The sequence below is a fragment of the Kandleria sp. genome, from assembly GCF_017934775.1.
GTDB lineage: Bacteria > Bacillota_I > Bacilli_A > Erysipelotrichales > Coprobacillaceae > Kandleria > Kandleria vitulina.
Genome location: NZ_JAGBIX010000071.1, coordinates 1 through 11,535, shown reverse-complemented (window position 1 = coordinate 11,535; position 11,535 = coordinate 1). Strand labels below are relative to the sequence as shown.

At 31.8% G+C, this 11,535-nt stretch carries 13 protein-coding genes; 2 read left to right on the top strand and 11 right to left on the bottom strand.

Annotated elements, in window-relative coordinates:
- Positions 1 to 277: 277 nt before the first annotated feature.
- Both J6L95_RS07740 and J6L95_RS07735 read right to left on the bottom strand, forming a co-directional pair.
- Complete coding sequence (locus J6L95_RS07740; protein WP_287458696.1) at positions 278 to 1,945, bottom strand: zinc ribbon domain-containing protein; 1,668 nt, start codon at positions 1,943 to 1,945, stop codon at positions 278 to 280.
- 184 nt (positions 1,946 to 2,129) lie between these two features.
- Positions 2,130 to 2,573: a hypothetical protein gene (locus J6L95_RS07735; protein WP_287458694.1), complete on the bottom strand. Its 444-nt coding sequence runs from the start codon at positions 2,571 to 2,573 to the stop codon at positions 2,130 to 2,132.
- 279 nt (positions 2,574 to 2,852) lie between these two features.
- Here J6L95_RS07735 and J6L95_RS07730 point away from each other — a divergent pair, with 279 nt between their 5' ends.
- Together J6L95_RS07730 and J6L95_RS07725 are read left to right on the top strand one after the other, a co-directional pair.
- A complete protein-coding gene (locus tag J6L95_RS07730; RefSeq protein WP_287458692.1) occupies positions 2,853 to 4,184 on the top strand; it encodes a GBS Bsp-like repeat-containing protein in 1,332 nt (443 codons plus the stop codon).
- A 141-nt stretch (positions 4,185 to 4,325) separates the two neighbouring features.
- A complete protein-coding gene (locus tag J6L95_RS07725) occupies positions 4,326 to 4,883 on the top strand; it encodes a fibronectin type III domain-containing protein (protein WP_287458691.1) in 558 nt (185 codons plus the stop codon).
- A 47-nt stretch (positions 4,884 to 4,930) separates the two neighbouring features.
- On the opposite strand, the gene J6L95_RS07720 is transcribed toward J6L95_RS07725, so the two are convergent.
- From J6L95_RS07720 to J6L95_RS10895, 9 genes are all read right to left on the bottom strand, one after another.
- Positions 4,931 to 5,365 carry a hypothetical protein gene (locus tag J6L95_RS07720; RefSeq protein WP_029073018.1) on the bottom strand — a complete coding sequence of 145 codons (435 nt, stop codon included), beginning with the start codon at positions 5,363 to 5,365 and terminating at the stop codon, positions 4,931 to 4,933.
- A gap of 627 nt (positions 5,366 to 5,992) precedes the next feature.
- On the bottom strand, positions 5,993 to 6,442 hold the full coding sequence (gene rpiB / locus J6L95_RS07715; protein WP_287458689.1) for a ribose 5-phosphate isomerase B: 450 nt from the start codon (positions 6,440 to 6,442) through the stop codon (positions 5,993 to 5,995).
- Positions 6,439 to 7,086: a ribulose-phosphate 3-epimerase gene (locus J6L95_RS07710; protein WP_287458687.1), complete on the bottom strand. Its 648-nt coding sequence runs from the start codon at positions 7,084 to 7,086 to the stop codon at positions 6,439 to 6,441. The genes rpiB and J6L95_RS07710 overlap by 4 nt, the downstream gene beginning before the upstream one ends.
- 40 nt (positions 7,087 to 7,126) lie before the next feature.
- Entirely contained in the window at positions 7,127 to 7,864 is a 738-nt protein-coding gene (locus tag J6L95_RS07705) for a DeoR/GlpR family DNA-binding transcription regulator (RefSeq protein WP_287458686.1), read from the bottom strand.
- 60 nt (positions 7,865 to 7,924) lie between these two features.
- Complete coding sequence (locus J6L95_RS07700; protein ID WP_287458685.1) at positions 7,925 to 9,292, bottom strand: PTS transporter subunit EIIC; 1,368 nt, start codon at positions 9,290 to 9,292, stop codon at positions 7,925 to 7,927.
- Positions 9,282 to 10,229 carry a sugar phosphate isomerase/epimerase family protein gene (locus tag J6L95_RS07695; protein WP_287458684.1) on the bottom strand — a complete coding sequence of 316 codons (948 nt, stop codon included), beginning with the start codon at positions 10,227 to 10,229 and terminating at the stop codon, positions 9,282 to 9,284. The genes J6L95_RS07700 and J6L95_RS07695 overlap by 11 nt, the downstream gene beginning before the upstream one ends.
- Before the next feature lie 233 nt (positions 10,230 to 10,462).
- Positions 10,463 to 10,894 carry a hypothetical protein gene (locus tag J6L95_RS07690; RefSeq protein ID WP_287458682.1) on the bottom strand — a complete coding sequence of 144 codons (432 nt, stop codon included), beginning with the start codon at positions 10,892 to 10,894 and terminating at the stop codon, positions 10,463 to 10,465.
- Between the two features lie 78 nt (positions 10,895 to 10,972).
- A complete protein-coding gene (locus J6L95_RS07685; RefSeq protein ID WP_287458681.1) occupies positions 10,973 to 11,350 on the bottom strand; it encodes an SAP domain-containing protein in 378 nt (125 codons plus the stop codon).
- Between the two features lie 39 nt (positions 11,351 to 11,389).
- On the bottom strand, positions 11,390 to 11,535 hold a 146-nt coding region (locus J6L95_RS10895; RefSeq protein ID WP_353806813.1), incomplete at its 5' end, for an LPXTG cell wall anchor domain-containing protein.

The window sequence follows — 11,535 nt, the reverse complement described above, 5'->3', positions numbered from 1 at the left end:
TCATAGCACTCACCTGACCTTTTAAGATCATTTTACAATTATTTAAAAAATCATGACTTAAGTTAGGTGGCTATAAAGTAGAAAATCAGGTGTTAAGCTAAATTTAATGATCTAGTAGCAACATTTTTCTTAAACTTAGCGAAAAAGAAAAAGAAATACCAAGTAAAAATCCGTGCCTACAATAATAGTAGTAGCGCATTCTCTTCAACTAAGACTGTTAAGACTAAATAAGACTATAAAAGATCAATCAGTAAAGTAACTACTGATTGATCTTTTTTTATTGGGAATTATTCTTTTTACATTGAATATACAGATAAATGCAATAGCCTAAAAGAATGAATCCAAAACCGAAAGCAATTGTTAAATCTTTCATCGCCTGCTCTGGATCTTGTAAAAATCTACCAGCACTGTTAACTAAAGATGAAGAAATATTACCTTCCATTACATCTGATAAATCTAATGAATACAATCCTGATATCAATTTTATAGTATTCATACTTCCTAAAAGCAACAGTGAATTGATACCTGTCACTAGAGCTAATATAAATACCTTTATCTCTATTTCCTTAAGTAAATTAACAATCGCAAAAATACAAACAAAACAACATGCAATTAAAGAGATATAGTAGACAACCGGTACAATCTTACATACATTAATAAAAGCTTTCATGCTTTCAAATGTAGATGAAAAAGATTCCGTGCTCATAGTATTACTGATTCCAAATACCAAAACAAGGGTTCCCGATAATAGTGCACCTACTATAATACCGATTTTAGATAATAGTTTAATTTGACTAAATAACTGCACATAGTAATTCTTAAAAAATGGACTTTCCTTAAACTTATCACCAACAAAACTTATTGTATTATTCTCACTTTGTATTTCATACTTTTCACCACAAAATGGACAAAAGTTCATTTCTATATTAAATGCTTTATCACATTTTTTACAAAGCTTTTTACCATTTCTTCTTAAGAGTTCTTCTCTCATAGCTTGTGTATCTACAAGTTTCTCTACCCTCTCAGCCTTTTCACCACAATATGGGCAAAAATTCATATCTTTTGCAAACTCTTTACCACATTTTTTGCAATGGTTTTTATGTTCTTCAATTGTTACTGGTTCTCCACATGAAGGGCAAAATTTCATATCTACATCTAATGTTCGACCACACTTTGCACAGCTAGCTTTACTATTCAGCTTTGCTTGTTCACTTTTTAAATCTTCGTATTTATTAGATACTGTCTTTTGAATAGTCTCTAAATATTTAAAATTAAACTTTTCATACTTGTGAGGCTGATTCAAATAGAAAATGAACATAAGAACAGCTGCAATAAGAAAAAATATTCCAAACCCTGCTTCTCCTTGAATACCTTGTACTAATCGATCTGGATTTTTAAGAAGTCTATAAGCAGACTCATTTGAAGAAAAGAAATAGAAAGAACTATATAATGATGATAAATCAAGATTCATAATCTGCTTTAATATACTGACTGTTTTTGAATTAATGATCAATACAAAAGCATTCAGTGCACTTAAAGATGATAACACAGTATAGTCTATTTCTTTTTTTCTAATTGCATTAACTAGTGAAACAACAAAAACATATATGCTTAAATATTTTGACCAAGCAAAATATCTTGGTATAGAGCTAATGCTATTGGATGCTGCCTTTAACACTTTAAATGGTTCTGAGATTTCTTCTGTTTCAAGATATGATTGAAATGATGATACTTTGATAAATGACAACGCTAATAATCCACCAGCTACTACACAAATAGCAGATAATACAGTTTTACTGCAAATAATATTGAGAATACGGTTAAGTGTACCTCCATAATTATTATCCATCTCAATATTATCTTGTACTACATGAGACTTTTCTCCACAAAATGGACAGAAGTTTAATTTGTCATCATACGTCTTTCCACATTTTGAGCATTTCATATAATTCACTTCCCTTTTATTATCAATTTAATTATTACCCTTAATAAAAGTTTACCATTTTTTGATAGCGCCACCAAACAGTTGCATCTCTTCTTAAAAAAAAGCAGAACATTTCTGTTCCGCTTATCATAATATTAAAACAGAGCCTGGAAGGGGGGATTAGCTCCGTTTTAAGCAATTTAATTTATGCAGATACTGCAAGTACTTTAGTAACTACACCATTCTTTACTACAAATACAATTCTGAATTCCCAAGAATCGTACTGTCTAGCTTTAATAATAGCTGATTTAATATTTGAGAAAGTCGTCTTCTTCATGTATTTCTTATCGTATAAACGATTATATCCTGCAATTGCAGCCCAATAATACTTACACTTTTTACTTAACTTAAACTTTTTTGAATAACCAACATATTTAACTTTTGCCATATTATTTGTTTTATAGTAGGCAATTTTATAATATTTTTTCGTTTTAACAGTCAGTTTGCGTCCGCTCTTCTTAAATGTCTTAACACCTTGATTCAATACTGAATAATATCTTGTAGAAGCAGCATCTACATTATTAACGCATACTGAAAGCATAAAGAGACAAACAATAACCGACACTACTTTTAATAGTTTTCTTTTCATATTATCCCTCATTTCTTAATGATCTTTTAATATGCCATATCCCTTATCTATTTTTATTTTACTTAAATATGACGTTATTTTCCATTAAAATTGTGTTTTAGAAAAAAATAATCTTTGAATAATACTTTACATAAGTTAAAAAATAAGTTAAATGATTTTCGAAATTCTCGCATAGATCGATTGTCAAAAAATAGTCAAATAAATTTATGCAACCATATGGTTACTCTTGCTTTTCTACTTTGTTAATAACTATAATAACTATAGAAAGGATGATTTTATATGATTAAAAGAAAGATTTTTAGATTATCTATAGTTATAATGATGTTATTCTCTATAACTCTCAATTCAAAAATAATTAGTGTTCATGCAACTTCTAAAACTGCTGATGAGGCTATTAATTGGGTGAAATCAAAGGTTGGACAAAAAGTAGGCACAGGTCAATGTGTAAGTTTAATTTGTTACTATTATGATTTTTTAGGTGTTTCACGTGTTCCTGGTAATGCAAAAGATTATGCAACAAATGCATTACCTAGTGGTTGGTCAAGAATAAAAGGTGCTGTTCCACAAAAGGGAGATATATTAGTTTATTCAGCAGGTCCAGGCGGATCATATGGTCATGTTGCAATTGCTGAATCTGCAAATATCAGTTATCATCAAAACTATAATAATGTGCAAATAGTACAAAAAAAGACTTTTGCATATAATAGCCCGAGCTATATAAATAATTATACACCTTATTGGGGTGTCATCCGTCCTAACTTCTCTTCAGGATCAACAGCTAAACCTTCTATAAAAAATGTAAAAGTTACTGCTATATCTAGAGACGGATACACGGTTTCATGTACCGTTACAGGTGGCAATAAAATTAATAGAGTTCAGTTTCCAACTTGGACTGTTTATAAAGGTCAAGATGATTTAGCTTCCAATTGGTCTACTAATACAATAATAAAAGGTTCACAAAATGGAACAACTTGGACATTCCGCGTAAAGGCGTCTGATCACAATAATGAAGAAGGTTATTATTCTACACATATTTATGCGTACGATGATGTAGGAAACGTTGCATCATATCAGCCAGGAAATCCATCTGCATATGTAGATAGAACGAATCCGACATTATCAAATATAAAAATAAGTAATGTATCTGAATCAGGATATACAGTTAGTTGTACTGCTACAGATAAAAGCGGAATTGATCGTGTTCAATTTCCAACTTGGACAAGCTACAATTCTCAAGATGATATTCAACCAAATTGGATGACAAATACTTCAGCAAGAGGAACAGTTAATGGCAACACATACAGTTACAGAGTAAATATTACCGATCATAAAAATGAATATGGAAACTATAATACTCACATTTACATCTATGATAAACAGGGAAATTATACTGCCGTTGCAGCTCCTCAAACCTATATTAATCCGAAAACTACAAAGAAATCTGATGGATGGACATATGCTCCAGTATTACCAACTTATGTAAATAAAAATCAATATACCATTGAGTATTTAAATAAAGAAGAAAAAATCTCGACGAGTTCTCCAGGGGCTAATTGGACTAATGCTGGTCTAGTAAAAACTGAATATGTAAATAGTGGTGGAACATATTGAAGCGATAATAAGCTAACTACATCTAAAACAAGAGTTCAGGTAGGATTTTATTATTTCCATTGGTGTGGGCCAACTGCAGGAACTTATTCAAACTATAAAAAAACAAGTAAATATAATCATCGTGATGAAATTTCTACAAACATGACAGTCTTTAAAAGAGGAACAGATAATGGGCACGAATACGTATATTTGTATTGGCCTGGTACTACGAACTATGGAAAATGTATTCATGAATGTTGTGGTGACAGTAGCCATACTAGTCCTAGATCTTATGCATGGTACATTGGTTATATTTATCAAAATAAGAAAGCTGTTAATTATTATAAATTTACTAATCCAACAACTTGGTCATCTAATTCAAGTAATGCAATTCAAGTAAGATTTAAATTAAAAACTTCTCCTGTCATCTCATTTTCTAAAAAAAGAGCATCTATTCATGTAGGAAAAATATCAATCAGAAAAACTTCAGCCGGTAAAAAGAAGATCACTATTTCATGGAAAAAAGCAAGTAATGCAAAAACATATAAAATTGCATATAAGCTAAAAAAATCAAAATCTTGGAAATACAAAACAACTAAAAAATTATCATTGGTTATCAAAAAACTAAAATCAAAAAAGAAATACCAGATTAAAGTACGTGGTGTTAATGGTAAAGTAAATGGAAACTGGTCAACTATAAAAACAGTTAAAGTAAAATAACACAAAAAAGATATGGGCCCACCCCATATCTTTTTTGTGTTATCTTTTTATGAGAAACAGCAAACCACTTTTGTAGCCACACCGTTCTTTACGACTACTATTGGATAAATTTCATATTCATCGTTACGTGATTCTTTCCAATATTTTTTTATCTTTTTCATAGAAACTTTCTTTACAGTTCCTGGATCATATAAACGCATATGATTATCTACAGATGCACTATAATACTTTGTCTTCTTGTTTAGCTTGAATGTTTTATTAGTACCTACATTCTTAGCTGTAAACAAACGATTCTTCTTATAATATTCTATTGGATAACCCTTTTGTGTCTTAACAGTAAGCTTGTCTCCTCTCTTCTTGAATACTGTACAGACCGATCCATAAAATCCATAATACGTAGTTTTTGCTTTCGCATTAACATTACTGATGCCAATAGCTGCAATGGCGATAAAGCACACCACAACTGTTAGTAATCTCTTCATAGTTTTTCTCCTCTCCTAAAACTCAAATGTAATGATCTTTCTTGAATATATTGTACTAAATTATATTGTATTAATCTAATAAATCAGGAGTTTCCGAAAAAATTATTCTATTACGTCAATTACATATCATAAAAAAACAATCTATTACTTATTAGGTCAAATAATAAGTAATAAATTATTAGTGTTTCTACTTATTCAAGAATGTATAGATAACAGTGAATACCCATAAAGTATTAGTAATTTATCTGCAAGAAATAAGCTTATGACTTCCTCATGGTTTGTTTCTTATTATAATTTTATATCATATTCTCTTTCAAGACGTGAACATCAATCAATGATAGTTGTAACACCCACATTTAAGAATATAAAAGAAGCAATGCGCTTATACTATTTTCGGACAATCATGGCAAAAATCATCTAACGATGAATTCAAAAAAGTACAGAGCTAAAATGATAAGAAGATAAATGTTTCTAATTGGAATTAAAGTTGTAAAAACATAACAACGAAACGCAAGGATTATATGCCTTGCGTTTCTGATAAGGGATTAATTGTAAAAGGGAAATTATGAATAAGTAGTAGATTTTTACTACAACTATACTATAACGAACAATGATGTTATTAATGACTTACAATTTTGATAAATTGTGTGATTCTAGCATATCTAGTCTTTTTTGATGTCTACCACCTTCATATTCAGCTTGAATCCATTCATCAATAATCATCTTTGCAACTTCAATTCCTACAACACGTGAACCAAAGGATAATACATTTGAATTATTATGTTCACGAGATAGTTTCGCAGAATATGGTTCTGAACAGGTTACGCAACGGATGCCAGGATATTTATTAGCTGCTATTCCCATACCAACACCTGTTCCACAAATCAGTATGCCTCGATCTACTTCATGATTGATAACTGCTTGCGAAACTCTTTGTGCGGAAATAGGATAATCGAATCTTTTTGTAGATGATGTTCCATAATCGATTACTTCAATATCATATTTTTCTTCAATATATTCTTTTAGTCTTAGTTTATATTCTAATGCTACATGATCATTTCCTATACCAATTTTCATAGCTTTCTAATCACCTCAACTTCTTTTTTATAATTCCTTTCCTTATGAAAGAGTGCACTTGTTCCTAATACAAAGCCATCACATCCTAGTTTAGAAAATGTAGAAATAACATCACGGGAACAAGCACCATCCAATATTATTTTATATTGGTAATGATCCTTTTCTTCTATAAATGATTTTATCTTAGTTTTCATTGATGCCAAGAAATGCTGGCCGGCAAATCCAGGATGAACAGTCATAATCATAATATAATCACAGTATTCAAGCATTTCTTTCACTTGTTCAATGGACGTGTCAGGACTAATTGCTAGACCGCACTCTACACCCCTTTCTTTTATATGCTGGAGTGTTTTAATGACATTATGATCGGATTCTGGATGAATATAAATGAGATCAGCTCCTGCATCAATAAACCAGTCTACCTTGGATGAAGGATTATCAATCATAAGATGACAGTCTATCTTTATTTTCGTTAATTCTCTCACTGCTCTTATATCACTTAGACTCATGGCCATATTAGGAACAAAATTTCCATCCATAATATCACAATGCATCATATCAACTTGTGCCTCTTCCAGTGCCTGAATTTCTTTATTTAATTGTGTGAACGATACACACATAAGACTTGCACATAATAGTTTCATTATAACCTCCTAAAAAAGAGAGTCCTTTTGAGGACTCTCTTTAATCAATAATTAAAGATACATGTTCACTTAAGTTATTATCCATCTGATCCGTAATCACAATAACATCTTTTAAATCAAATGCTTTCACATTAGATAAAACATGGAACTTAGTACTATCACATACAAGATAAGTTTGATCAGAGTGTTCTTTTACCATCTTTTTCTTTAAAGCCTCTTCAAACGTAGGTGTCATTACACCTCTTTTCGCATCGAGACCATTAGCTCCAATAAAAGCTTTATTAAAATAGAGTTTATTAAGAACATCTTCAGTTAATGATCCGCTAATAGAAGAATTAATAGGATTAAACAATCCTCCTAGAATAATCACTTGTGCTCGTATATTCTTACCAAAAGCAAACACATCCGTATTTGAAGTATAAATCGTAATATTTTTTTGCATGATTTTTTTGAAAATCGCTGTACAAGTAGAACCTGAATCTAGATAAATAATATCGCCATCTTCAATGTAATGTTCAGCAATATCTGCGATTTTTTCCTTCTTTTCACTGTTAAGCATTTGTCTTGTAGAAATAGGAATTTCCCCTACAGTAGAAATCTTCTTTACAGCGCCTCCGGATAATGCTTCTATTTTTCTATTTTTCTCTAACTCTTTTAGATCTCTTCTTAAAGTAGAAGATGATATTTCTGGAAATAGTTCTAAAAGCTGATCAATTTTTACAAGTTCCTCTTTTTCAATGATGGATAAAATTTTTTGTTGACGTTCATAAGGAATCATTATTTACACCTACTTTATTAATAATAATACCATAAACGCAACACTTTTTCATTCTAATTATTAAGCGAGCTCGTCCTCTTTTTTAGTAAATATATATCCTAATACCGCACCAACAACAACTGAAATCAATAAACCAATAACACCATGAATGACATTGGCACTATTTTCAATAAATGCTGGGAAAGTCGTTACACTTCCAAATACAAATGCGTTTGTTACTACGTTCATTAGGCCAAGGTATGCTCCACCTGCTGCTCCTCCAATAATCTGTGCTAAGAATAATTTCTTGTTCTTGACAAGCAAACCAAATAATGTTGGTTCAATAATTGCAGATAAAGCAATTGTAACAACACCTGTCATTGCGAAGTTTTTAAGTTTTCTGTTTCTGGCCTTAAGAAATACACCTAGTGCAGTGCCAATAACTGCGAAGTTACAAGCAAATGTAAGGGGGCAAATATAATCAAATCCATTCTTGGAAATATTATTAATCATAATTGGATTGACGGCCCAATGAATTCCAAAACTAACTAGTACACTCCAGCCTCCGCCAATGAGAATTCCTGTTAGTAATCCACTTCTTTCAATCAACCAGTTAACAACATTAGCAATAGCTTCACCACTGTATACACCAATTGGTCCAATGACGATTACTGTTAGTGGCAACATAATCAATAAAGAAATCAATGGCACAACAACGAGTTTCAATGATTCAGGAATATGTTTGTCTAGCCACTTATAAAGATAAGAGAAAGCCCAAATGGAGAGAATAATAGGAACAACTGTAGAACTATAGTTCATCAATACAACAGGTATTCCCATAAACGATGACATTGCACCATTTCCTTTATCACCCATCATAGCAATAAAATCAGGATGAAGAAGGGCAGCACCAATCAGAGCTGAAATATAAGGGCTCGCTCCAAATCGTCTAGCAGATGAGAATGCCAATAATACCGGCAAGAAATAAAAGACTGACATTGATGCTACATACAGGATTGAATAAGTTCCACTTTTTTCACTAATAAGACCTATTTGTGTTGATAAAATCAATAAGCCACGTAAAATCCCTGATCCTGCTAATACAGGCAATAATGGAGCGAAGATACCAGAAATGGCTGAAAAGATTTTACTAATGATTCCTTCACTTCCATCAGATGATTCTTCTAATTGACTATCTTCATTTCCTTTTACAAGTATTTCAAATTCATCATAAACATGAGGTACTTCAATACCAATCAAAATTTGATATTGTCCTGCCTTATTGATAACATCTACAACACCATCTATATCTTTAATGGCCTGTTCATCCGCAAGACTGTCATCTTTTAATCGTAATCTTAATCGTGTCGCACAATGGGAAATATTAGCAACATTTTCTGCACCGCCAATATTTTTTAAAATATCTTTTGCTATTTGCTTAAAGTCCATAATTTGTTCCTCCCTTGAAGAACTCCATCATTAATTGACTAGCCTTAATGGCATCGTTGCGATCTACAATCTTTTCAATGTATTCTAATCCAATCTTATCAATTAGTTGATCCATGTACTCCATCATTTCCATATTGCTTTTTGTTTCCTTAACAGCATCTTCAATAATCGGAAATGTATCAAAATAAATAACCCCATCCCATTTGTTTTTCTTGAGATAGTAAAGAAGTTCCAATGTTTTAAAAGGTGAAGCGGTCCCTACCATCAACCCATCATCACATCTTCCATAACCATCGTTAGCGTGAATACCATAAAGCTGTTTTCTTGATCCAAATAGATCTGCAGCAAAAGCAGGATTTTCATGTTTCATTAGCATATGACAATAGTCAAGTGTAATCCCAAGATTTGCTCTGTCTACTTCATTAATCATCATACCTGTGAGTCCCATACTGTCCAAAAAAGCATATGCTCTTTCCTCATATGGTTTATACTCAATACTAATTAAAAGATCTGGAGCATAATCACAAATACTTCTGTAGGCTTGAACAAGCTGATTCCAGACTTTTTTATAGTTAATTTGAAAACTATAATCGAACCCATCAAATCCAAGCCATATTGTTACAACATGTCCTCCTGCTTCACGACAATAGTCAGCTGCCTTTTTACAGAGATCCAATGCTTCTTCAGCAATCTTTGGATCCGCATTACCAAGTTCACCATTGATAAATTTGTCTCTAAAACGTAATGCAACACCATTTAGAGTAAGATCATTGCAATCTAATAATGCCTTCATCTCCTGAGGTGTATAATTAATACAGTGCTCAGGATAATTTAGATCCACATACCCTAAAGATAAACCTTTAAAATCAGAAAATGTTTTCTCAATGTCATGATTTTTCATTCTTAAGAATGAATTAATTCGTGCTGCGAATTTCATTGTTTTTCTCCTTTCTATCTTCATCTTAGCAGTCACGAGAATCCTTTACAATATTATTTTTTCAGATATTTTCATTATTTTTCATAAATATTCATTTATAGACAAATATTTTACCAAATATTTTCAAAGTTGATCATACTTATGAAATAAGCACATTAAAATATTTTATGACATAAAAAAAAGCTTCTGTTATACAGAAGCTATAATAAGCAATAGACTATTGTTATGTAGAATTAAAGATCAATGTGTAATGTCCAATAATCCTTATTAGCAATTATTACACTATCAATCATATCGGCCATGCCTTCATTGTTTACCTGTTTCTTATTAAAAGTAACACATAATTTTAATTCTTCACTTCTAAATGAAATATGTGTGAAGATGAGATCTTCACATATATCATTAACAATAAGATAAAGATCCCACACTGAATAGTGACTTAGTGAAAAGTTTGCGATTTTTAATTTATAAGGGGAAATGCATTTGATGCAGCTTACGAGATTCTTGTCATTATAGAAAATGATGAAATCCTCATTGAGATCATAAAAACCATATGGTCTTTCATAATATCTACGTAGATCTTTTATTAATGAATTGACCATTGTTCTATGCATTCCTAATTGTATTTTACCGATGCCTATCCCCAACTTTATTTCATATGACATGACTGGCTCCTTCTAAAACTCAGTAAAAAGGGATCAGGTTTAACTGATCCCTTTAAAGTGGATTACGAGTTAAAAACATTATTGTTTTTTCTTAAATTCTAAATACTTATTCAATGCATCATCATAGGTGCTGTCGGGATGTTCCTTGAGCCATTCAAGAAACTCCTCATCAAAGTCCTCTCCGACATATTCCCTGAAGAAGTCTCTATTCCTGTCCTCCAGAGAAAAGTTCTCCCCAATGCGGTCATTCATGGAAATTTCCGATAGATCTGGCTCTTTATCCAGATAGGGATCAAGCCTTCTTCCTGTCTTGAGGAAATAGACGATGCGTTTTTCTAAATCTTCTTTTGTACCAATGGTTGATAAACCATGCATTCTGCAAAAGACGACGAGTTCCTTTCTGCTGAGGAGTCTTCTGCGAAAGAACAGAAGATCCCCGGAATGTTCTTCAGTCATCTGATTCCTTCTCTCCGTAAATATGTCCTTTCAATGAGATTAGGCTTTCATTGCATGTCTGATAAGCAAATATGCAAGCACTGCAGCTGACAGTAATCCTCCAATCACCATCATGATGATGTTAGTGTCATCCCCTGTCTTGACAGGTACTGTTGTTGTCTTGACTGGCTTTGATGGTTTTACTG